General features: G+C 63.5%; 22 protein-coding genes. 13 read left to right on the plus strand and 9 right to left on the minus strand.

What is annotated here, in order from left to right; genetic code table 11:
* Window positions 1–145: 145 nt before the first annotated feature.
* Window positions 146–598, plus strand: coding sequence for a hypothetical protein (locus ACFSOZ_RS21360; RefSeq protein WP_379101263.1), 453 nt, complete (start codon window positions 146–148; stop codon window positions 596–598).
* Window positions 599–613: 15 nt separating this feature from the next.
* On the opposite strand, the gene ACFSOZ_RS21365 is transcribed toward ACFSOZ_RS21360, so the two are convergent.
* Window positions 614–1,588 carry a WD40 repeat domain-containing protein gene (locus ACFSOZ_RS21365; RefSeq protein ID WP_379101265.1) on the minus strand — a complete coding sequence of 325 codons (975 nt, stop codon included), beginning with the start codon at window positions 1,586–1,588 and terminating at the stop codon, window positions 614–616.
* Between the two features lie 413 nt (window positions 1,589–2,001).
* Entirely contained in the window at window positions 2,002–3,060 is a 1,059-nt protein-coding gene (locus ACFSOZ_RS21370; RefSeq protein ID WP_379101267.1) for a CobW family GTP-binding protein, read from the minus strand.
* Between the two features lie 202 nt (window positions 3,061–3,262).
* On the opposite strand from ACFSOZ_RS21370, the gene ACFSOZ_RS21375 reads away from it, so the two are divergent.
* Together ACFSOZ_RS21375 and ACFSOZ_RS21380 are read left to right on the plus strand one after the other, a co-directional pair.
* Entirely contained in the window at window positions 3,263–4,009 is a 747-nt protein-coding gene (locus tag ACFSOZ_RS21375) for an intradiol ring-cleavage dioxygenase (RefSeq protein WP_379101269.1), read from the plus strand.
* 217 nt (window positions 4,010–4,226) lie between these two features.
* Window positions 4,227–4,697 (plus strand): MarR family winged helix-turn-helix transcriptional regulator, encoded by a 471-nt coding sequence (locus ACFSOZ_RS21380; protein ID WP_095084311.1) that lies wholly within the window; start codon window positions 4,227–4,229, stop codon window positions 4,695–4,697.
* A 22-nt stretch (window positions 4,698–4,719) separates the two neighbouring features.
* Here ACFSOZ_RS21380 and ACFSOZ_RS21385 read toward each other — a convergent pair whose 3' ends face one another.
* A complete protein-coding gene (locus ACFSOZ_RS21385) occupies window positions 4,720–5,592 on the minus strand; it encodes an AraC family transcriptional regulator (protein ID WP_379101271.1) in 873 nt (290 codons plus the stop codon).
* A gap of 50 nt (window positions 5,593–5,642) precedes the next feature.
* Between ACFSOZ_RS21385 and ACFSOZ_RS21390 the strand changes: the two genes are divergently transcribed.
* From ACFSOZ_RS21390 to ACFSOZ_RS21415, 6 genes are all read left to right on the plus strand, one after another.
* Window positions 5,643–6,050: a DUF2000 family protein gene (locus ACFSOZ_RS21390; protein WP_379101273.1), complete on the plus strand. Its 408-nt coding sequence runs from the start codon at window positions 5,643–5,645 to the stop codon at window positions 6,048–6,050.
* A 200-nt stretch (window positions 6,051–6,250) separates the two neighbouring features.
* Entirely contained in the window at window positions 6,251–7,135 is an 885-nt protein-coding gene (locus ACFSOZ_RS21395) for a DMT family transporter (protein WP_379101275.1), read from the plus strand.
* Window positions 7,136–7,214: 79 nt separating this feature from the next.
* The gene (locus ACFSOZ_RS21400) at window positions 7,215–8,237 is read left to right on the plus strand and encodes a LacI family DNA-binding transcriptional regulator (protein WP_379101671.1); all 1,023 of its coding nucleotides are present in this window, start codon (window positions 7,215–7,217) and stop codon (window positions 8,235–8,237) included.
* Complete coding sequence (locus tag ACFSOZ_RS21405) at window positions 8,234–9,217, plus strand: 2-hydroxyacid dehydrogenase (protein ID WP_379101277.1); 984 nt, start codon at window positions 8,234–8,236, stop codon at window positions 9,215–9,217. The genes ACFSOZ_RS21400 and ACFSOZ_RS21405 overlap by 4 nt, the downstream gene beginning before the upstream one ends.
* Window positions 9,218–9,234: 17 nt before the next feature.
* Window positions 9,235–9,822, plus strand: a complete 588-nt coding sequence (locus ACFSOZ_RS21410; protein WP_379101279.1) for a hypothetical protein — start codon at window positions 9,235–9,237, stop codon at window positions 9,820–9,822.
* 112 nt (window positions 9,823–9,934) lie between these two features.
* On the plus strand, window positions 9,935–10,333 hold the full coding sequence (locus tag ACFSOZ_RS21415; RefSeq protein WP_379101281.1) for a hypothetical protein: 399 nt from the start codon (window positions 9,935–9,937) through the stop codon (window positions 10,331–10,333).
* Here the strand turns inward: ACFSOZ_RS21415 and ACFSOZ_RS21420 are convergent, their stop codons facing one another.
* Entirely contained in the window at window positions 10,334–11,107 is a 774-nt protein-coding gene (locus ACFSOZ_RS21420; protein ID WP_379101283.1) for a gamma-glutamyl-gamma-aminobutyrate hydrolase family protein, read from the minus strand.
* Window positions 11,108–11,368: 261 nt separating this feature from the next.
* On the opposite strand from ACFSOZ_RS21420, the gene ACFSOZ_RS21425 reads away from it, so the two are divergent.
* Window positions 11,369–12,478 carry a TRAP transporter substrate-binding protein gene (locus tag ACFSOZ_RS21425; RefSeq protein ID WP_379101284.1) on the plus strand — a complete coding sequence of 370 codons (1,110 nt, stop codon included), beginning with the start codon at window positions 11,369–11,371 and terminating at the stop codon, window positions 12,476–12,478.
* Window positions 12,479–12,536: 58 nt separating this feature from the next.
* Here the strand turns inward: ACFSOZ_RS21425 and ACFSOZ_RS21430 are convergent, their stop codons facing one another.
* From ACFSOZ_RS21430 to ACFSOZ_RS21450, 5 genes are all read right to left on the minus strand, one after another.
* Window positions 12,537–12,911 carry a VOC family protein gene (locus ACFSOZ_RS21430; RefSeq protein WP_379101286.1) on the minus strand — a complete coding sequence of 125 codons (375 nt, stop codon included), beginning with the start codon at window positions 12,909–12,911 and terminating at the stop codon, window positions 12,537–12,539.
* A 285-nt stretch (window positions 12,912–13,196) separates the two neighbouring features.
* On the minus strand, window positions 13,197–14,225 hold the full coding sequence (locus tag ACFSOZ_RS21435) for a zinc-dependent alcohol dehydrogenase family protein (protein WP_379101673.1): 1,029 nt from the start codon (window positions 14,223–14,225) through the stop codon (window positions 13,197–13,199).
* Between the two features lie 18 nt (window positions 14,226–14,243).
* The gene (locus ACFSOZ_RS21440) at window positions 14,244–16,019 is read right to left on the minus strand and encodes a TRAP transporter large permease (RefSeq protein WP_379101287.1); all 1,776 of its coding nucleotides are present in this window, start codon (window positions 16,017–16,019) and stop codon (window positions 14,244–14,246) included.
* Window positions 16,016–16,600 (minus strand): TRAP transporter small permease subunit, encoded by a 585-nt coding sequence (locus ACFSOZ_RS21445; RefSeq protein WP_379101289.1) that lies wholly within the window; start codon window positions 16,598–16,600, stop codon window positions 16,016–16,018. The genes ACFSOZ_RS21440 and ACFSOZ_RS21445 overlap by 4 nt, the downstream gene beginning before the upstream one ends.
* Window positions 16,601–16,786: 186 nt before the next feature.
* The gene (locus ACFSOZ_RS21450) at window positions 16,787–17,692 is read right to left on the minus strand and encodes a branched-chain amino acid ABC transporter permease (protein WP_379101291.1); all 906 of its coding nucleotides are present in this window, start codon (window positions 17,690–17,692) and stop codon (window positions 16,787–16,789) included.
* 144 nt (window positions 17,693–17,836) lie between these two features.
* On the opposite strand from ACFSOZ_RS21450, the gene ACFSOZ_RS21455 reads away from it, so the two are divergent.
* The 3 genes from ACFSOZ_RS21455 (at window position 17,837) to ACFSOZ_RS21465 (ending at window position 22,676) form a co-directional block, all read left to right on the plus strand.
* Window positions 17,837–18,448, plus strand: a complete 612-nt coding sequence (locus tag ACFSOZ_RS21455; protein ID WP_379101293.1) for a CGNR zinc finger domain-containing protein — start codon at window positions 17,837–17,839, stop codon at window positions 18,446–18,448.
* Window positions 18,441–18,977, plus strand: a complete 537-nt coding sequence (locus tag ACFSOZ_RS21460) for a hypothetical protein (protein WP_379101295.1) — start codon at window positions 18,441–18,443, stop codon at window positions 18,975–18,977. The genes ACFSOZ_RS21455 and ACFSOZ_RS21460 overlap by 8 nt, the downstream gene beginning before the upstream one ends.
* A gap of 219 nt (window positions 18,978–19,196) precedes the next feature.
* Entirely contained in the window at window positions 19,197–22,676 is a 3,480-nt protein-coding gene (locus tag ACFSOZ_RS21465; protein WP_379101297.1) for an indolepyruvate ferredoxin oxidoreductase family protein, read from the plus strand.
* Window positions 22,677–22,756: the final 80 nt, after the last annotated feature.

Genomic DNA, 22,756 nt, shown 5'->3' on the forward strand with positions numbered 1-22,756 from the left:
GTCGGTCCCTCTTAGCCAATCAATGTCCGCAACCGCAATCGGCCGCGCATCTGCCCTGCATTGGCTCAGCCGCTGGTGGCGGTGCTTGACCTGGAACCCGAAGTCGGCACCAATGTGGACGGCAATGGGCGTACGGGGAGGGGAAATGCGGACGATCATTTGTGCGGCGGCGCTGTTCCTGTCGGCCGGCACGGCCTTCGCCTCCGGCGGTATCTGGTGCAATGTCGACGATACGGCGGTGAAATTCGAGGTCGGCGCCGGCGTCACCAGAGGCATGGGCGGCCCGACTTTCAATTTCAACGGCAACCTTGAAATTCTTGGGCGGCCCGTTGGTGACGACCTGCGCAAGACCACGTTCGAGGATTCCAACCTGACCCAGTACTGGCTCGACAACAAGGAGTTGCGGCTGAACATCTACCAGGAGCATCATCTCGCAGATGCCTACAACTATGTCGAACTGACGATCCTGACCAAGACCAGCGACGAAGGCGTCTATGACGGGCAGTACACGCTTGCCGTCTATGACAGTACGGCTGACAAGGACGGCGATGGCAAGACCGCCGATCTGACCGGCAAGGTTTCCTGTGGCGCCGAGTGATCCGCAGTTTTGAAACTACGCGGTGATGTCGATGACGCCGCAGTCGCCGGCAGCACTGCCGAAGGCGACGCGGCGTTCTTCCTTGTCCCACATCATCGAGGTGATGGCGCCCTTGCCCGGTCGCCGCAACAGCACTTCCTTGGCATCGGAAAAACGCACCGCCATCACCATGCCATCATCATACCCGACGGCGACGACATCCTGGCTTGGGTGGCAGGCCACCGCCGTCACCATGCCGTTGCCGCGTGTGCCGAGTTCCAGCGGCGCCTTGCCCATAGGTCCGTCCTTGCCGGAAAACGGCCAGACAATCGCCGCCGGCGCGCCGGAACTCGCAAGCCATTTTCCTTTCACGCTCCACGACAGGCTTTTGACCTTGCCGGGATAGCCGGTCATGCGCATGTGCTTGCCGTCGGCGAGCTTCCAGCCATGCAGGGCGTTTTCCTGCATGGTGGTGACAAGGAACGCGCCGTCCGGCGAGAAGGTGATACCGGTGTGGGCGCCGGCCCATTCGAGCTCCACCGGCTTGCCCTCGGCGGCCGGGAAATGCAGCGTCGCGCCATTGTAGCGGGCAACGCCGAAGCGCATGCCCTTGGGTGAGAAGGCCAGCCCTTCGACCGAGCGCGGATGGACGAATTCCCTGGTCTTGCCGTCGGCAAAACGCACGAAGGCGGTCTTGCCCGTCGCATAGGCGATGGCGCCCTGCGGCCCGGCGGCGACGCTGGTGATCCACTTTTTCCCGGCCCTCGCCAGTTCCTGGATGTTGCCGCCCGCCTTCACGGCAAACACCTTGCCGTCCTCGCCACCGGTGATCAGCCGGTCATTGGCAGTATCATGGAAAGCGGCGAGCAGCCCGTCATTGGCCTGGACTGTCTTGTGGCCATGGTCGAGCCGATGCACAGCGCCATCGGCCAGCGCGAAATGCGGCACGTCGCCGAGAAACACGGCGGCGATGCAATGGCCTTCGAGGTCAAGCGGGGCGACGGTTGGCATGGGCTAGTTCAATTTCCTGCTTTTGGCGAACAGAGGTGAATAGGTTTCCAGGTAGGCTTCATGCATGACGACATATAACCTCGTCCAAAGGTCCGAAGTGTCGATGAAGTTGACGATTCGCTGATCGTCATCGCCATCGAGGGAACCCCAGGAAGCCAGGATATTCTCGCCAGACCGCGCCAACTCGGGAGCAAGGTCACCAAGACGGAAGAATCGTCCTCTCTCTCGCGAAAAAAGTTGGATGACGTAAGGATAAGTATTCTATCTCGGTTGCGAAATTGGCGCACAAGTCCGACCTGCGCACTCGCTTTGTCATGAAATTTGCCGGGCATCCGGCACGCAGTTTGCCAACACGGCGTAAGGCTATCGGTCTTTAGACCGATAGCTCCTTTTCCACACTACCCTGCTTGGCGTCAAGCTGCCGCCTGGCAGGCGTCAAAGCTCTTCTTCAGCCGCTCGGCGTCGAGTTCGCGGCCGATGAAGACCAGCCGGCTCTCATGCTTCTCGCCGTCTTTCCAAGCGCGCTGGTGGTCGCCCTCGATGATCATGTGCACGCCCTGGATGACATAGCGCTCGTCGTCGCCCTTGAGCGCGATGATGCCCTTCAGCCGCAAGATGTTGGGGCCTTCCATCTGGGTGATCTTCTCAATCCACGGGAAGAATTTCCTCGAGTCCATCTCGCCGCCGCGCAGCGACACCGACTGCACCGTCACGTCATGGATATCGGAAGAATGCGCGTGATGGTGGTGGTCGTGTCCGTCATGATCATGGTGGTGGTGGCCATCGTGATCGTGGTCATGATGATCGTGATCGTCATGCGCCTCGAGGAAATGCGGATCGTTTTCCAGCGCCCTGGACAGGTCGAAAGCACCCCGGTCGAGCACTTCGGACAAGGCGACGCCGGCGCGTGTCGTGCGATGGATCTTCGCCGCCGGATTGATGGCGCGGATCGTCGCCTCGACCTTGGCGAGTTCTTCCGGGGTGACGAGGTCGGTCTTGTTGAGCACGACGACATCGGCGAAGGCGATCTGGTCCTCGGCTTCCCTGGAATCCTTGAGCCGCAGCGGCAGATGCTTGGCGTCGACCAGCGTCACTACCGCGTCGAGCCTGGTCTTGGAGCGCACGTCGTCGTCCATGAAGAAGGTCTGCGCCACCGGCACCGGATCGGCGAGGCCGGTGGTCTCGACCACGATGGCGTCGAAACGGCCCGGCCGGCGCATCAGCCCCTCGACGACGCGGATCAGGTCGCCGCGCACCGTGCAGCAGACGCAGCCATTGTTCATTTCGTAGATTTCCTCATCGGATTCCACGATCAATTCGTTGTCGATGCCGATTTCGCCGAACTCATTGACGATGACGGCGTAACGCTTGCCGTGGTTTTCCGACAGGATGCGGTTGAGCAGCGTCGTCTTGCCGGCGCCGAGATAGCCGGTCAGAACGGTTACGGGGATCTGCGTCTGTGCGTCGCTCATGGCTTGCCTCGAAGAATACGGGCCTTTGGAAATCCAGGGCCTCGAAAAAGGGATTGTCGGCTCCATATAGGATGTGTGCCGGGCTTTTGCACGAGGCAAACCGATGGGCCAAACAGGCTTGCCGACATTACCGATTTTCATTGGCGAGAGCCGCCACCGCAGCCTGGATCAGGACGCGGGAGGCCAATTCGAGAGGCACGATATGTCCGGCAAGCCATCCTCCTTCTCCTTGAGCCGGCGCAAGGCGCTCGGCTTGATCGCGGTGACCGCCGGCGGTGGTGCCTTCCTGCCGGCCGCGGCAATGGCCGCCCAGTCTTCGGCCACCAGGACCTCTCCCTATGCCGGACTGGCCCTGTTCGAAACCGGTGCCGGCGTCTGCGCCATCACACCTGAAGTGACCGAGGGGCCGTTCTATTTCGACCCGAAACTCGAACGTGCCGATGTCACCGAAGGCAAGAAGGGCCTTGCCCTCGCTGTAAGGCTGCAGATTGTCGACGCGGCCTGCCGCCCACTTGCCGGCGCCCGCGTCGACATCTGGCATTGCGACGCGCAAGGTGCCTATTCAGGCTACCCGGGACAAGGTGACGGCCGCGATGTCGACACGTCGGGCCAGATCTTCCTGCGTGGCTGGCAGAAGACCGATGTAAGCGGCATCGGTTCCTTCGCCACCATCTATCCCGGCTGGTACCGAGGCCGCACTACCCATATCCATTTCAAGGTCTTCCCCGACGACAGTTCGGTGATGACCGGCCAGTTGTTTTTTCCCGACAGTCTGAGCGAGCAGATCTTCACTACGGTCGCGCCGTACAATGACCGGCCCGGCAAGCGTGACACCTCGAACGCCAGCGACGGCATCGCCAGGCAGGCCGGACCGCTGTCGCAGGCCGCGCTGCGCGAGGTGGAGGATGCCTATCAGGCGCTGATGATCGTCGCGGTGAAGCCCGGCTGAGCCACATATCCTCACGCACGTCGCCCGCGGCGAAAACTCCTGTCGCGAAAAGTCGTTTGTCATCTAACTGAAATAAACATCTGGCATTAGCCACGGCGGACACCACAATGCTTGCCGGCAAAGCTGTTTGGAGCGCCGGAATCTTTTTGATCGTCGATTGCCAACCGGCCGGCTGCGTCTATGCTGATCGCACCGGTACGGCCGAAGAGGGATGACCATGGCCAAGGCGGACAAGACTGCAACAATGAGCCGGCTGCATTCGGCGGCAAGGCTGGCAAGAACCGCGCTCGCGGCGCGGCTTCTGGCGCACGGCTTCTATGCCGGCCAGGACCAGATCATGCTGGCGCTCGACCGTGAGGACGGTCAGACGCCGGGCAATCTCGCCGGGCGCCTCGGCGTGCGCCCGCCGACCATCACCAAGACCATAAACCGGCTGCAGGCGCAGGGTTTCCTGGAAAAGCGCGCCTCGTCGGCCGATGCTCGCCAGGCTCATATTTTCCTCACCGACACTGGCCGCGACATCATCCACGCCATCGAGAAATCGGTGAAGAAGACCGAAAAGCAGGCGCTGAAGGGCCTCGACAAGAAGGACCAGAAGGCGCTGTTCAAGCTGCTTGCCCGCATCGAGGCCAACCTCTCGAACGAGGAATTGGTGTTGATCGACGACGACGCTGAGACGGACGACTGATCGCCTGATCCCGGCGCAACGATCAAGCCGCCGCCGCAGCAGCGCCCTGGATCAGCGACGACCAGCGCCCGGGCGTCATGCCGAACGCCTTCTTGAATTGCCTGATAAAATGGCTTTGGTCGCTGAAGCCGGCCGCGATGGCGATCTGCGCCAGGGGCTCGCCGGCGGCGATCATTCGCCGTGCGCTCTGAAGCCGGCGCATCACCAGGAAGCGATGCGGGCTTGTGCAGAAGGCGGCGCGGAAATGTCGTGACAGGGCATAGCGGTCGAGCCCGGTGATCGCTTCCAGTTCGTCCGAACGCACGGGGCGGCCGAAGTTCTCCGTGAGATAGTCGCGCGCCAGCGTGGCCGACCGCCATGCCGTTCTGGCCATCGGCTTCGCTGGCTGGCCGGCATGCCGGGCCAGGCTTTGCATAAGCCGCGCGAGGAAGTCGGCAACGAACAGCTCGTCAAGTTCCTCTTCCAGCGGCCCCAGCGCCGAAAGCAGCGTTGCGCAGAAGGTGTCGTCCGTCAGCACGCCTTCCCTGACGAAGGGCAGCGACGCACCGCCAAGGCAGTCGAGCATCAGCGACGGCTCCAGATAGAGCATCCTGTAGCGCAGGCCGTCCTCGGTGCCGGCGCCGCCGTCATGCAATTCGTCGGGATGCAGCACGATAATCTGGCCTGGCAGGCTGTGGCGTGTCGCGCCGCGGTAGCGAAACGTCTGCACGCCGTGCAGCGTCACCCCGATCGCATAGGTGTCGTGGCGATGCAGGTCGAAGGCGCTGCCATGGAAGCGCGCCTCAATCCGCTCCATGCCGGCAGGGTCCGAGGCGGAAATGATGCAGTTTTCCGCTGCATCAACGCACAAACGTCCAAGACCCTCGAAGGCCTGGCTGCCTAGATCGTGCGACATCTTCTCCTGCAGCCTCGCATTGGGGCACAAACTCGAATGGTCAATGTCTCATGTTCGATACGAAATTTGCAATCGTGCTCAGGGAGGATCTGCCGGTCTGGCAGAAACTCAACGTCACCGCTTTCCTGACCAGCGGCATCGTCGCCCAGTTTGCGGACATCATCGGCGAACCCTACCGCGACCGCGCCGGCAATCTCTACAATCCACTGTCGATCCAGCCGGTCATCGTGCTGTCCGCCGACCAGGCGACGTTGGGGACGATCCACCGGCGCACGCTGGAGCGCGGCGTGACGACATCGCTCTATGTCGAGGAGATGTTCGCGACCGGCCACGATGTCGCCAACCGCGCCGTCTTCGCCGAATTCGCGCCCGATGACGCCAAGGTGGTCGGTATCGCGCTTCGCGCCGACAAGAAGATCGTCGACAAGATCACCAAGGGTGCCCGCATGCACGCCTAGCATCGGGGAGCATGGACTAAGCCTGCCGGCGGCTGTTGTTGTGCCAGCCGGCTTTGCCGTTGCGGCGGGCGACAATTGGCTTGCTGGCAAGCCACATTTCCCGCAAAGGTGGGCTTCAGCCCAGCTTTCCATCCGGCCTGCAAGTGAATGCTCCCCAAAGACATCCAGAAAGCGCAACGCCGCCGGTGGCGATCCTCTGCATGCTTTCCACTTATGTCTTCTTCACCTTCCTCGACACCAGCAGCAAATATCTCGTCCTGGCCGGCGTATCCGCGCTGATCGTCGCCTGGGTGCGCTTTGCCGTGCATGTCGTGCTGGTCGGCACGCTTCTGCGCGGCTGGCGCCAACCCGTGCGGTTTCGACCGGTCAACCTGCCGGCCCATATCCTGCGCGGTCTGTTCCTGTTCGGCTCGACCATGTTCAACATCCTGGCGCTCAGGTCCCTGCAACTGGCCGAGACCACCTCGATTTATTTCTTCGGGCCGATGGTGATCACCGCACTTGCCGGTCCGTTGCTTGGCGAATGGGCCGGCTGGCGGCGCTGGCTGGCGATCCTGGCTGCCTTCGCCGGGGTTCTCATCATCACCCGGCCAGGCGTAGGCGTCTTCGGCATCGGGCACCTCTTCGCGCTCGGTTCGATGCTGTCGAACTGCTTCTACGTCATCATGACGCGCCGCATGTCGGCGAGCGAGACGTCGGAAAGCCTCATCCTGTTCTCGGCACTGGCGCCGGCGGTGCTGCTCTTGCCCTTGCTGCCGTTTTCGTTCTCCCTGCCGCATGACGGCTGGCACTGGTTCGTGCTGCTTATGCTTGGCGTGTTCGGCGGCGTCGGCCACTGGCTGCTGGTCCAGGCCTACCGGCTTGCGACGACCACGGCACTGGCGCCCTATCCCTATTCGCAGATGGTGTGGATGATCATTTCCGGCTGGATCGTCTTCAAGCAGTTTCCCGACCGTTGGACACTGGTTGGCGCCGCCATCATCGTCGCCAGTGGCCTCTACATCGTCCATCGCGAGCACCGGCTTCGGCTGCAGAGCCGCGCGGCCTCGGATGTCGAGGCGGAAGCGTTGGCAAAAAAACTTTGATTTGCCGCCGATCGATGGCATAACGCCGCCTTTAAACAGTTTAGGTCTGGAACTCAGGTCGTTCGGGGAGCGCAAGGCGCTGGCACAAAAAATCAAGCTTTCGACGATCGCGGATGCGCTCGGAGTATCCACGGCCACGGTGTCGCTGGCGCTGCGTGACAGCCCGCTGGTTGCCGGCGCCACTCGCGACCGCATCAAGGAACACGCCCGCGCCATCGGCTATATCTACAACCGACGCGCCGCCAGCCTGCGCACCTCGCGTTCGGGCATTGTCGGCGTCGTCGTCCACGACATCATGAACCCGTTCTTCGCCGAGATCCTGCGCTCGATCGAAAGCGAACTCGACCGCAGCCGGCAGACCTTCATCCTGTCCAACCACTATGACCAGCTGGAGAAGCAGCGCACCTTCATCGACACGCTTTTGCAGCTTGGCGCCGACGGCGTCATCATGTCGCCGGCCATCGGCACACCGGCTTCCGACATCCTGATGGCCGAGGAGAACGGCCTGCCGGCGGTGCTGATTGCGCGCACCGTCGAGGGCGCCGACGTGCCCGTCTTTCGCGGCGACGACGCCTATGGCACCGGGCTCGCCACCAACCATCTGATCTCGCTCGGCCACAAGCGCATCGCCATGATCGGCGGCACCGACCAGACCTCTACCGGGCGCGATCGCTACCAGGGCTATGTCAACGCCATGGAGGCGGCCGGGCTGGAGGTCAGGCCGTCCTGGCGCATCGCCGGCCCGCGCACCAAACAGGCCGGGTTCGAGGCCTCAGGGCAGTTCCTGGCGCTGAAGGACAAGCCGACGGCCGCCTGCTGTTGGAACGACCTTGTCGCCATCGGCCTGATGAACGGCATTGCGCGTGCCGGCCTGGTGCCGGGCGTCGACATCTCCGTCACCGGCTATGACGATCTCGAAGAGGCCGCGATCGCGACGCCGGCCCTGACCACCGTCTGGAACGGCCAGCGCGAGGTTGGCCGCCGCGCCGCCAGCGCGCTGCTCGACAAGCTGAATGGGCAGACGGTGCGTCCGTCGCAGGAATTGATCAAGCCGGAACTGCATGTGCGTCAGTCGACCGGCAAGCCGGTGGAGCGTGCATGACCAAGGCCGAACAATTGCAGACCGTCGCCGTTCTGGTGCCGGGCGATTTCAACGATCATGCGATCGACCGCATCGACCGTACGTTCCACAGGGTCAGAATCGAACGCGCCGATCCGGCCCTGGTCACCGATGAGATGCGCAGCAAGGTGCGCGCCATTGCCTCGTTCGCCGGCATCAACGCGGCGATGATGGATGCATTGCCCAATCTCGAACTCATCGCCTCCTTCGGCGTTGGCTATGATTCGGTCGATGCCGGCCATGCGGCCGCGAACAACATCATGGTCACCAACACGCCGGATGTGTTGACCGAGGAGGTTGCCGACACGACAATCGGGCTGCTGATCAACACTGTCCGCGACCTGCCGCGCGCCGAAACCTGGCTGCGTGACGGCAGCTGGGTGCGCAACGGCAACTATCCTTTGAGCCGGCTGACCCTGCGCGGGCGCAAGGTTGGCATTTTCGGCATGGGCCGCATCGGGCTGGCCATTGCCCGTCGGCTGGAAGCTTTTGGCCTGCCGGTCGCCTACCACAACCGGCGCCAGGTCGAAGGTTTGAGCTACCAGTATCATCCAACGCTGAAAGGCCTTGCTGAAGTGGTCGACACGCTGATTTCGGTGGCGCCCGGCGGTGCCTCGACGGAGAAGGCGGTCAATGCCGAAATCCTGTCGGCGCTTGGCGCCAACGGTGTGTTCGTCAACATTGGTCGCGGCAGCACGGTCGACGAGGCAGCGCTCGCGGCAGCGCTTGCCAACGGCACCATCGCCGCTGCCGGCCTCGATGTCTTTGCCGACGAACCGAACGTGCCTAAGGCGCTGCTCGACGCGCCGAACACCTCGCTGTTGCCGCATGTCGGCTCGGCCTCGGATCATACACGCCGCGCCATGGCGGATCTCTGCGTCGACAATCTGGTGTCCTGGTTCACCGAGCGCCGGCCGCTGACGCCAGTGCCGGAGACTGTGAATGTCAAGGCTGCCGGCTAGCCAAAAAGGCAAACTCGATGGCTGTGAAGCCTCCCGAAAATTCCACGATCTCGGTTGTCACCAGTGGCCGGGAACAAATCGTTACGATTCCCTATCCAAAACCACCCGCTACCGTCTATCTGGCAGGAGTATTCATTCTTTTCTGGCTAGGCGGCTGGGCTGTGGGTGAGGCTTCCGCCGCCCGTCGGCTTCTGACAATGCCAGTCGGAGGCGGAACGGCATTTCTCGTATTCTGGCTCTGCGCATGGACTGTCGGAGGCCTGTTCGCAATGCTGTCCATTCGCCGCGTTTTCCAGAGATCCGTGCCTGAAATCATAAAGCTCGAGGTCGCTGGTCTCGTCTATGATCCGGGAATGCCGCCCTTCAAGATGCCCATCGCCAGGTCATTCCCTGCATGGTCCGCTCTGTTTCCGAAACGGAACGAACTCAAAATCGACCGGATGCAGCTCAAATCGCTGAGACTCCGCGAGGGCGATACATGCAACCGCCTGACAGTCGACGCTGGCGCCCAGCGAGTCGAGCTCGCTTCGGCCGCCACCGATGTCGAGCGCGAATGGCTCTTCAAGCTCCTTTCCGATCGCTATTCGCCGGCTGTCCCGCAATAGTCCGACGCGTTTTGTTTTCGGCCCCACCAGCCATTGATGCTCTGCATTGCCACACTTATTAACGTCCGCTTAACCCTATGAAATCATTCTTCCGGGTACGGGGATGACGACGATGAAGATGCTTTCCGTAGTGATCGCCGCCGTCGCGCTGTTTGGCGGCGTTCAGCTGTTGCATGATGGCAGTGGTGACAGTGCCGCCGGTGAGGTCGCGCCGTCCAACCGCTTCAGGCTGGTAGAGAATGGCGATGCAGGCAACTGCGCGGTCACGCGCGGCGCTGCAGTTTCGGATGACCTGTCGCTGTTGACGGTGGCACCGAACTGCCGCCGGCTCCTGCCCGGCATCGAGCGGGCAAAGTTCTGGCGGGAGGAACAGGACGGCACTGTTGCCTTCAGCGCCAACGGCGTCGATCCGATCGTCACCTTCGCCGTTGCTGACGGCGAGGGTTATGAATCCTATGCCCCGGCCGCGCCATTGCTGTCGCTGGCGGCCACCGGTGATCAGAGGGACTGATTATTCCGCAGCGGCACGCGCACCGGCTTTCGCCACGGCGTGCTGCCGCACGGCATCGCCGAAGGCACGGAAAATCTTGGCCGAGTTGCTGTCCGATTTGACCCAATATTCCGGATGCCACTGCACGCCGACGGCGAAGGCGCGTGAGTCGCGCACCGAAACCGCCTCGACCGTGCCGTCGCTCGCCACCGCCTCGATCTGCAGCTTCGGGCCGAGCCGGTCGATCGCTTGGCGGTGCAGCGAATTGACCTTGATGTCGCCGGCACCGAACACGCCGGCCAGACAGCTTCCGGGCTTGATCGAAATGGTCTGGTTGATGGCGAAGCGTTCGTCCTGTTTGTCGCTCACCGGCGCGCGGTGGTCGAGCGAACCCTCACGCTCCTGTATCTCGGTGCCCAGCGTGCCGCCAAGCGCCACGTTCATCTCCTGGATGCCGCGGCAGATGGCGAGCAGCGGCACGCCGCGCTCCACCGCCCTGCGGATCAGCGGCAGCGTGGTGGCGTCGCGCGCCGGGTCATAGGGGCCATTCGCCTCACTGGCATCGCCGCCGTAGAGCGAGGGATGCACATTGGATTTCGAGCCGGTGACCATGACGCCGTCGACCGACGACAGAAGTTCGTCGAAGTCGAGCCTGTCGCCGAACGATGGCACCAGCAGCGGGAACACGCCGGCACCGGCAATCGCCGCTTCCAGATATTGCTGCGGGGCGGCATGCCAAGTGTAGTTGTCGAACTGACGGACGTCGGTCGATATGGCGACGAGCGGCTGATGCATTTTGGCTCTGTTTTCCATCTGGCAAAGGGTGTCCTGCCCACAAAATAGGCGATCCGCCGGCATTTTTCCATGACAAGTTTCGGCGAGTCGCATGGGCCACGAACGGCCTGTTAGACTATAGTTGCAGGGCAGCTGGGCTTCGCCGTCAAATCGGGCCGCCGCGCTGGACTCGACTTCTTGCCCGTGTATTGTTTCGCGCGAACCGATGCGGGAGCGAGGATTCCCGAACGTCGGTCTGTTGGTCCAAAAGGGAGGAACTGCATGGATCGTCGTTCATTCATTCGCAAGGCTGGTGTTACCGGCGTCGGTGCTGCAGCGGCGGCGGCCACGCTCGCAGCGCCGGCAATAGCCCAGTCCAATCCCAAGGTGACTTGGCGACTGGCCTCGTCCTTCCCCAAGTCGCTCGACACCATCTATGGCGGCGCCGAAGTGTTCTCCAAGATGCTGTCGGAAGCCACCGACGGCAACTTCCAGATCCAGGTCTTTGCCGCCGGCGAACTCGTGCCAGGCCTTCAGGCCGCCGACGCCACCACGGCCGGCACCGTCGAGGCCTGCCACACGGTGGCATATTATTACTGGGGCAAGGACCCGACATGGGCGCTCGGTGCGGCGGTTCCCTTTTCGCTCAACGCGCGCGGCATGAATGCCTGGCACTACCATGGCGGCGGCATCGACCTGTTCAACGAGTTTCTCGCCACGCAGGGTCTTTTCGGCCTGCCGGGCGGCAACACCGGCGTGCAGATGGGTGGCTGGTTCCGCAAGGAGATCAACACCGTCGCCGACCTGTCCGGCCTCAAGATGCGCATTGGCGGCTTTGCCGGCAAGGTGGTGCAGAAGCTCGGCGTCGTGCCGCAGCAGATCGCCGGCGGTGATATCTATCCGGCGCTGGAAAAGGGCACCATTGACGCCGCCGAATGGGTCGGCCCGTATGACGATGAGAAGCTCGGCTTCTACAAGGTCGCGCCCTATTACTACTACCCCGGCTGGTGGGAAGGCGGCCCGACCGTCCATCTGATGTTCAACAAGGCGACATACGACGAGCTTTCGCCGGCCTACAAGTCGCTCCTGCGCACTGCCGCCCAGGCTGCCGATGCCGACATGCTGCAGAAATACGATTCTCTGAACCCGGCAGCGGTGAAGCGGCTGGTGGCCGGTGGTGCGAAGCTGCGCCCGTTCAGCCAGGACATCATGGCCGCCTGCTTCGAAAAGGCGAACGAGGTCTATGCCGAAATGGAAGCCACCAACGCGCCGTTCAAGAAGATCTGGGAATCGATCAAGGGCTTCCGCAAGGAGCACTATCTCTGGGCGCAGGTGGCCGAATACAATTTCGACACCTTCATGATGGTTCAGCAGCGCAACGGCAAGCTGTAGACCATTCCATTGCCTCCCTTGGAGAGACCCCGGGCCTGCTCGCCCGGGGTCTTTCTTTTCAGGCTGGCGAGGAACTGACCTCGACCAGGATTCCGCCGGGCGCAAGGCAGAAGAAGGTGGTCGAATTGACGCCGCCGCGCGTCAGCTCCTGGACCTCGCCCGGCGTGAGGCCCGCATCGGCAAGCTCGGCCTGCTTGGCGTGCACAATGTCTGGTTTGCCGACGAAGAAGCCGACGTGAAATGCGTCTGGATAGGTGGCCGCCCCTCCCTTGCCCGGTGTCATGAGGTTGAGGGCAAAGCCGTCGGCTCCCCGTAGGAGCGCGAAGGCGTCCTTGCCGCGCATGGCGAGAAGCTCGAAGCCGAAATGGCTGGTGAAGAAGCCGGCAAGAGCTGCGACTTCGGTGGTGACGAGATTGGCATGGTTCAGTTTCATGGTCTTTGTCCTGTCGCGTGTTGAAAGGCGGACAGGCTTGGCTGCAGACCGTGAACCGGCGGGGCCGTGGCTTCAGGAAATCCGGACATGACCCAACCGGCCCACGGACTTTCGCCTCGCTTGCCGGCCGCGGGTTCTCCCGCAAATCATGCGGCGAACAGGCCTCCGTTCAAAAACGGAAGAGACCGGACTACCGAACCGGTCATGTCTTTTTCGGCGCGCACCCAATAGCCGATCGATGGGTTGCCGGCAAGCGCGCACAAGGCCAAGCGACGGCCGGGCCGCTCAGCCCGGATGCGGCACCACCAGCACCTTGACCTCGCCGGGCGCCGGCGGATTGGCGATCACCGCTGCCGCGTCTTCGAGCGCCACCTGCCTGGAGATCAGCCGGTCGATCTCGATTGCGCCCGATGCAATGAGCTCGGCGGCGCGGCGATGCGTGAAGGGATTGAGGAACGAGCCGAGCACTTTCAATTCCCGGAACAGCAGGTCGAAGGGCTCGAATTCCGCTTTCATGCCTTGCGGCGTCACGCCGACGATGACGACCGTACCGCCGGCGCGGGCCAGCCGCATCGACTGCTCGACGGTCTCTCGCACGCCCGCGCATTCGAAGACGACGTCGACACCGCCTGGCGCCAGGCCCGCTGGTCCGGTGACGGCATTGATGACATCGGTGGCGGTCGGATCGATCGTTGCCGTGGCGCCGAGATCCTCGGCGAGCGCGCGCCGCGAGGCTTGCCTGGTCGACAGTATGATGGTCGTGGCTCCGGCGAGACGCGCGAGCTGCACGGTGAGCAGGCCGATCACGCCGCCGCCAAGCACGGCCACCGAGCTGCCTGGTCTGATTTCGGCCAGGTCGACGCCATGCAGGCAACAGCCGAGCGGTTCGCAGAAGGCACCATGCGCCGGTTTCAGGCTGGCAGGCAGGATGAAAGCCTGCTTCTGCGGCAAGGCAAGATATTCGGCAAAGCCACCATCGCGATGAATGCCGATGGCGCGCAGGTTGCTGCAGAGGTTGGCCCGCCCGGCATGACAGTGCGCGCAACGCCCGCAGGCGATGTTGGGGTCGCCGGTGACACGGTCGCCAACGGCAAAGCCCGAGACGGATTTTCCGATTGCCTCGATGATGCCGGAGAATTCATGCCCGGGCGTCACCGGTGGCGTGCACGGGAATTCGCCGTGGAACAGATGCCGGTCCGTGCCGCAGACGCCGCAGGCTTCAACGCGCACCAGAAGCTCATCCGGTCCGATCTCAGGCTTCTCGACTTCGCGCAGGGCGATGCTGCCCACCGCTTCCAACCGAACCGCTTTCATGATCGTGGCCATGCCGGTTCAGTTGAAGCTTGGCGGTTGCGACAGGTCCGGCTGCGGTGCCGCCGGTTTGGCCGGCGGCGTGTCGCCGAAACTGGGCGGTTGCGACAGATCAGGCGCGGCAGGAGCGGCCGGCGCCGTGCCGCCGTCAGCCGGCGGTGTGCCAAGCGGCGACAGGCCCGGTACCTCCGGCACCTTGTAGTCGATCGTGCCGGGATCGACCACCGTACCCTTGTAATGCATCACCATCTGCGGGAAGGCGATGGTCAGCCCGATCATGATCACCTGGATGCAGACGAAGGGCACCGCGCCCCAATAGATCTGTCCGGTGGTCACCGGCGCGATCTGCTTGCCGGTGAGGCGGTCGAGATAGGGCACGCGGGCGGCGACCGAGCGCAGGTAGAACAGCGCGAAGCCGAAGGGCGGATGCATGAAGCTGGTCTGCATGTTGACGCCCAGAAGCACGCCGAACCAGATCAGGTCGATGCCGAGCTTGTCGGCAGCCGGCGCCAGCAGCGGCACGATGATGAAGGCCAGTTCGAAGAAGTCGAGGAAGAAGGCCAGGAAGAAGACCAGCAGGTTGACGCCGATCAGGAAGCCGACTTCGCCGCCCGGCAGCGAGGTCAGCAGGTGTTCGACCCAGATGTGGCCGTTGACGCCGTAGAAGGTGAGCGAGAATACCCGCGCGCCGATCAGGATGAACAGCACGAAGGACGACAGCCGCGTCGTCGAGGTCAGTGCCTGCTTGACCACGTCCAGCGACAGCCGCCCCTTTGCCGCCGCCATGATCAATGCGCCGACAGAACCCATGGCGCCGCCCTCGGTCGGGGTGGCGATGCCGAGGAAGATGGTACCCAGCACCAGGAAGATCAGCGCCAGTGGCGGGATCAGCACGATGATCACCTGCTGCGCCAGCCTGGACATCATGTTGAAGTTCAGGCGTTTGTCGGCAATTGCCACGATGTAGATGAAGAGCACGCCGGCAGTGGCGCCTAGAATGTCGGCATTGTCGCCATGCGCAGGCGCGAGATAGCGATACGCCGCATAGGAGATGGCCGCCGTTACCGCCAGCGCCACCAGCAACGACATCACGCCATGGCCGAGCGTGCGCGCTTCCAGCGGCAGCGCCGGCACCAGTTTTGGCCGGAAGATCGAAACGATCAGGATGTAAAGCGCGTAAAGGCCGGTCAGGACAAGACCGGGAATCAGCGCGCCCGCATACATGTCGCCGACCGAGCGGCCCAGCTGGTCGGCCAGAACGATCAGCACCAGCGACGGCGGGATGATCTGGGCGAGCGTACCCGACGCGGCGATGACGCCGGATGCCAGCCGGCGATCGTAACCATAGCGCAGCATGATCGGCAGCGAGATCAGCCCCATGGCGATGACGGAAGCCGCCACCACGCCGGTGGTCGCCGCCAGCAGCGCGCCGACGAAGATCACCGCATAGGCGAGGCCGCCGCGGATTGGTCCGAACAGCTGGCCGATCGTGTCGAGCAGGTCTTCGGCCATGCCTGATCGCTCGAGGACGATACCCATGAAGGTGAAGAACGGAATGGCAAGCAGCGTGTCGTTCGACATCACCCGGCTGCCGTAGAAATTATCCGGCAGGGCGTGCAGAAGCGGCCAGGCGAGGTTGATCGATCCACCGGAATAGGGCGAGAGGAGCACGCCGATGAAGAAGAACATCAAGCCGTTAGCGGCCAGCGAAAAGGCGACGGGGTAGCCGATCAGCAGGAAGATGATCAGCGAGGCGAACATGATCGGCGCCATGTTCTGGGCGATGAACTCCATCACGAGCGCACCTCGTCGGCTAGCGCCTTGGCTTCCAGTTCGGCCTGCTCATGCGCGGAGATGAAGGGGTTTGGGTCGTCCATGTCGCCGCGCATGATGGCGATCTTCTTGATGATCTCGGAAATGCCCTGCAGCGCGAGCAGGAAAAAGCCGACGAGCAGGATGGCCTTGGCCGGCCAGATGATCAGCCCGCCGGAATTGTTGGACATCTCGCCGCTGCGAAATGACAGCGATACATAGGGAACGAAATAGATCACCATCAGCGTCACGAACGGCATCAGGAAGAGGATATGGCCGAGCAGGTCGATCCAGTGCTGCACGCGGCGCGAAAACAGGCCGTAGACGATGTCGATGCGGATATGTTCGTTCTGCTTCAGCGTATAGGCGGCTGCCAGCATGAAGGCGGCGCCGAACAGATACCACTGCAGCTCCAGCCACGCGTTCGAGGATATGTCGAACACCTTGCGGATGACGGCGTTGGCGGCGCTCACCAGGATCGCCAGCAAGATCAGCCACGACACCCATTTGCCGATGAATTCATTGAGGCGATCGATACCCCGCGACAGAGCGAGCAGCCCTTGCATGCAGTCCTCCCTTGTACGGAGGCGTGCCGGCTCCCCCTCGATCCGTCACGCCGCGTGGCCCAACGGTATGCCGCGCGTGGCCGGACGGGTCAACAAGGATAGAGGCAGCAAAATGTCATCGCATGGGAGGGCAGGGCCGGATATCGCCGGTCTGCCCCCGCGTCATGCAACCAAAGTCTGAGGGATTCAGGCGATTTTGCCGGTGTCGCGGCCGGCACCGATCAGCACCAGCGTGGCGACCAGGAACAGATACATCCAGGCGTCACGCCATTCGACCGGGAAATAGCCGGCCCACAGCGATTCGGCCATGCCGAAGGCGGCCGCACCCAGCGCCGCGCGCGGCGGCGAGAGATAACCGCCGACCGCGGTCACGAACAGGATCTTCAACCCGTAGACAAGGCCGGAGCCGAAGCTGACATTGCCGTAATACAGGCCGGCCATGACGCCGGCCAGCGCGGCGCAGAAGCCGCTGAACAGCACGGCATGCCGGAACACACCGCGCACGTCGATGCCGCACATCGCGGCGGCCCTGGGGTCGTCGGAGACGGCGCGCCAGCGCCGGCCGAAACTGGAGCGGGCAAATGCCCAGGCGGCCAGCGCGATTGCCGCCAGCGCCACCGCGCAGTCGATGAGCTGAATGAGCGTCAGCGTTGCCCTGAAGGTCGCGTCCTGCGCGAAAATGATGGGCTGCGCCAGCATCGGCGGCAGCCACAGATCATGGGTGTCGGCGGCGATGCGGCTTGCCTCCGACAACAGCAGCAGGATGCCGAGCGTCGTCACCACGATCGCATTGGGCGAGCGGTCGGCCAACGGTTCGAAGACGCTGCGTGACAGGACATGGCTGACCAGTGCGGCATAGAGGAAAGCCGAGACGATGCCGAGTGCCACCGCCGCCAGCAGCGTCAGCCACAGCACCTGATAGCCGAAGGCCGCGGTGAGGATCATCGTCTGGCCGCAAAAGGCGAACAGCGCGCCATAGGCAAGATTGGTGCGGTGCAGGATGCCGTTGGTCAGCACATAGCCGAAGGCAAGCAGCGCATAGAGCGCGCCCGAATGCAGCCCGTTCAGCACCTGCTGGAAGAAGTAGAGCATGCAAAACCCTCGGATCATGCCGTCCAGAAGCAACGGTTGTGACGACGACATGCTCAAAAAAGGCTGCGGGTAACCGCATCCCTGCGAAGGTTTGCATCGCTGAATCTAACTTGTCAAATGCGATTTATCGGTTAGATTTCCGGCATGACGGTATCCTGGACCCCACACCGCTTCACTGGCGGCCTGCTTGCGCTCGACACGGCGAACACCGTGGTGCTGCGCGGCGATCCGGAGCGAACCTTCGATCGCTTCGATGATCCGGCCGAGATCGCCCGCTTCGCCGATGCGGCGAGCGGCTTTCGCGCCGCCGAGCTGGGCGACAGGCAACTGGCGGTATCGTCGCCGGCGGCAATCGCACCCGTCGTGCTGTCGATCCGAGAGGCGACGGACCGGCTGTTTCGCGGCGCGGTGTCGAAAGGCACGGTTGCCACCACCGATCTGCCCGGGTTCCTGACGGCCTGTGCGGCGGGGCTGGCTGGCAGCCGGACCGAGATCGGTGCGCCGGGAAGGCCGTTCGGTGATCCCCTGACGCCGATCGCCTTCGAGGCGGCGCTGGCCGTTTCCGCCCTGTCGCTGCTGCGCGACGACACCGTCGCGAGGCTCAGGATCTGTCCCAACTGCACCTGGCTGTTCGTCGATAGAAGCCGCAATTCCAGCCGTCTTTGGTGCGACATGGCGGTGTGCGGCAACCGTCAGAAGGCAAGTCGTCACTATCGCCGCCGCCGCATGGCGGCCAATGAGGTCAAGGATGCTTAGAGGATTTTCCCGTTCGATCGTTGTCGGCGGTGCCTTGATTGCCGCCGTTGCGCTCGGCGCCTGCCGCGATACCGGCAATAACGAAGGCAAGCTGTTCGAGATTTCCGGCAAGATATTCGTCTTCAACTACCGTCTCGCCAGGGCGACCTATGTCGTGACGCTGCGGCCGCTGCAGCCGATGGGAGACGGCCAGGTGGCGGTCGCCAGCTTCCAGGATCCCGCCGGCGGCGCGCCTTTGGTGGTCGAGCAGAAGGTCTGGCCGAAGCTCGACAAGGTGACTTTGGAGAGCCCGGCCCTGACCTGCGTCGTCAAGAACAAGCCCTATGCGATTGCCATCAGCATCAAGGGCGCGGACGGCGCCATCCTGCAGAAGATCGATACCACCTTGATGTCGACGGAGGACCAGTCGGTGCTGCCCGACCGGCCGCTGGTCATCGATCAGCTCTACACGGCCAATCCCGATCTCGTCGGCCATCCCGACGGCAAGTTGCCGGGCGAACCGAAGCCGGATTGCTCGAAGGGCATCTGACGCATCGCCGACAGGTCCGGCCACGCGGAAATTTTCGTGCGCCGGGCGACGTCCGCGGACCGGTTTCGCACCGATTCGGGATCGCCGCGGACTGTTCGTTGCGCGTTGCCTGGCACCTTCGATTTTGTTTGACCTGTCTTGCAAGGGGAGAAAGGATGCGTCATCCGACTCCGACGTTGGCTGCCTGCCCCCGCGCGGCCTCCGCAGAGGAAATGCCTGATGACGCTGCACGACGTCGCGCTCGACGACAAGTTCGATCTCTCAAAGGAGCGCATCTTCCTGTCTGGCGCACAGGCGGTCATCCGCATGCTTCTGATGCAGCGCGAGCGCGACCGTCGCGCCGGCCTGAACACGGCCGGATTTGTCTCCGGCTATCGTGGCTCACCACTCGGCGGCCTCGACATGCAGCTGTGGAAGGCGAAGAAGCAGCTTGCCCAGGCCGACATCGTCTTCCAGCCCGGCCTCAACGAGGAGCTTGCCGCCACCGCTTGCTGGGGATCGCAGCAGACGGAACTGCTGGGCGAGGGCACCCATGATGGCGTCTTTTCGGTCTGGTACGGCAAGGGTCCGGGCGTGGATCGTTCAGGAGACGTGTTCCGCCATGCCAATCTCGCCGGCTCGTCCAGGCATGGCGGTGCGCTCGCCCTGATGGGCGACGACCACATGGCCGAATCGTCGACCAATGCGCACGCCACTGAGTTCCTGTTCGTCGACACGATGGTGCCGATCCTCAACCCGGCCGGCGTCCAGGAGATCATTGACTACGGCCTCTACGGCTTTGCCATGTCGCGCTTTGCCGGCACCTGGGCGGCGATCAAATGCGTCAAGGACAACATCGAATCGACAGCCTCGGTCGATGCCGCGCTCGAACGGCTGAGCATCGTCGTGCCCGATTTCGACATGCCGCCCGGTGGCCTCAACATCCGCCATGAGATCGACATGCTCGGCCAGGAGGAGCGGCTGCATGAACACAAGCGCGCCGCAGCCTCCGCCTTCATCCATGCCAACGGGCTGAACCGCATCGTCTATTCGGGCGGCCGCAACCCGAAGCTCGGCATCATCACGCTGGGCAAGAGCTATCTCGATGTCCGCCAGGCGCTGGAGGACATCGGCATCGACGAGGCGGTGGCCAACCGCATCGGCGTGCGGCTGTTCAAGGTCGGCTGCCCCTGGCCGCTCGACCTGCATCATATCGCCGACTTCGCCCGCGGCCTCGACACCATCGTCGTCGTCGAGGAGAAGCGCTCGCTGATTGAGGTGCAATTGCGCGAAAGCCTTTACGGCACCGCCACCCAGCCGGTCATTGTCGGCAAGAAGGACGAGCGCGGCGACTGGCTGTTCCCGGCCAAGGGTGCTCTCGACCCCAACGAGATCGCCATTGCGCTTGGTGAGCGGATCGTGCGGACGATCGGTCCGTCGGAAGAGATCTCGGCGCGGGTGGCAAAGCTGCGGCAGTTCCAGGCAATGCTGGCGGACGCCACCGACATAGGCTCGCGCACGCCGTTCTTCTGTTCCGGCTGCCCGCACAATTCCTCGACCAAGGTGCCGGACGGCTCGATTGCCGCGGCCGGCATCGGCTGCCACTTCATGGCGCTGTGGATGGACCGCAACACACTCGGCTTCACCGCGATGGGTGGCGAGGGCGCGCAATGGGTCGGCCAGGCGCCGTTCTCGAAGCGCGATCACATCTTCCAGAATCTCGGCGACGGCACCTACAACCATTCCGGCACGCTGGCGATCCGCTTCGCCCTGTCGACTGACGCCAACATCACCTACAAGATCCTCTACAATGACGCCGTCGCCATGACCGGCGGCCAGCCGCATGAAGGCGGGCTGACCGTCGACATGATCGCCAGGCAAGTGCGGGCTGAAGGTGTCGACCGCATCGCCATCGTCACCGATGAGCCGGATAAATATGCCGGCAAGGCTGAATTCCCCGCCGGCGCCACCATCCACCACCGCGACGACCTCGATCTCGTCCAGCGCGAGCTGCGCGGCATCAAGGGCGTATCGGTGCTGCTCTACGACCAGACCTGCGCCGCCGAAAAGCGCCGTCGCCGCAAGCGCGGCACTTTTCCCGATCCCGACAAGCGTATCTTCATCAACGAACTGGTCTGCGAAGGCTGCGGCGATTGCGGCGTGCAGTCGAACTGCGTCTCGATCCAGCCGGTCGAGACCGAGTTCGGCCGCAAGCGCAGGATCGACCAGTCGAGTTGCAACAAGGATTTCTCCTGCGTCAACGGCTTCTGCCCGTCCTTCGTCACCGTGCACGGCGCGAAGATCCGCAAGGCCGAGGGCACGGCCGGCAAGGCCGACCCGCTCGACGGCGTGCCCGTGCCCGCCGAATTCCCGCTTGGCGAGCAGGGCTGGGCGGCCATCATCAACGGCGTCGGCGGCACCGGCGTCGTCACCGTCGGTGCGGTGCTCGGCATGGCGGCCCATCTCGAGGACAAGGGCTGCGGCATGATCGACATGGCCGGCCTCGCCCAGAAGGGCGGCTCGGTGTTCACCCATGTCCGCATTGCCCGTACCCCCGACGACATCCATGCCATCCGCGTTTCGGCCGGCAAGGCCGATCTCGTGCTTGGCTGCGACCTCGTCGTCTCGGGCGCCAAAAAAGTGCTGACCGCGGTGCGCGAGGGCCACACCATCTTCCTCGCCAACACCGCCGAGATCATGCCCGGCGAATTTGCCCGTTCGGCCGATTTCTCGTTGCCGGTCGAGCGCCTGAAGAAAGCGATCCGCACCGCCGCCGGCGAGGACAAGGCGCATTTCTTCGACGCCACGCGCACCGCCACCGCGCTGTTCGGCAATTCGCTCGGCGCCAATATGTTCATGCTCGGCTTTGCCTTCCAGCACGGCGGCTTGCCGCTGTCGGCTGAGGCCGTCGAGAAAGCGATCGAGCTCAATGGCGAAGCCGTGGCGATGAACATCGCCGCCTTCCGCTGGGGCCGCCGTGCCGCCCATCAGCCGGATTTCGTGCGCGGCCTCGTCGCCCAGCCGGGCAAGACCGGGCAGGCTGCCGCGGTCGCCGAGACGCTGGACGACATCATTGCCCGCCGCGTCGCATTCCTGACCGCCTATCAGAACGCCGCCTATGGCAGGCGCTACGCTGAAAAGCTGGCCGTCTTGCGCGCCGCCGAAGCCAAGGCCGTGCCCGGTTCGACCGCGGTGTCGGAAGCTGCCGCCAGGAACCTGTTCAAGCTGATGGCGATCAAGGACGAGTACGAGGTGGCGCGGCTCTACACCGACGGCTCCTTCGCCGCCGAACTGGGCAAACAGTTCCAGAGCTACGAGAAGCTCGAATTCCATCTCGCGCCGCCGATCATGGGCCGTCGCGGCAATGACGGCACGCCGCGGAAATCGAGCTTCGGTCCCTGGATGATGAAGGGTTTTCGCCTGCTGGCGGCGATGAAAGGCCTGCGCGGCACCGCCTTCGACCTGTTCGGCTACACCGCCGAGCGGCGCATGGAGCGGCAGCTTCTTGCGCAGTACGAAGCGGATCTGGAGCTGGTCGCCAGATCGCTGGCGCCGGCCGGGGTCGATGCGGCAATTGCCCTTGCCTCGGTGCCGGCCCTCATTCGCGGCTATGGCCACGTCCGCCAGGCCAGCGCCGAAAAGGCCGCCGGCGAACGCCAAAGGCTGCTCGAACGCCTGTCGGGCACGCCGGCACGGCCGAAACTTCAGGCCGCCGAATGATGGCCTTGTTTACCTGAAGCTTGATTTCCCGGTCTGTCCGGCATTCGCGCACCCTCGGCAACCGAGCCAAAACCACTGTT

The organism is Mesorhizobium newzealandense (assembly GCF_042682145.1).
Classification (GTDB): Bacteria; Pseudomonadota; Alphaproteobacteria; order Rhizobiales; family Rhizobiaceae; genus Mesorhizobium; species Mesorhizobium newzealandense.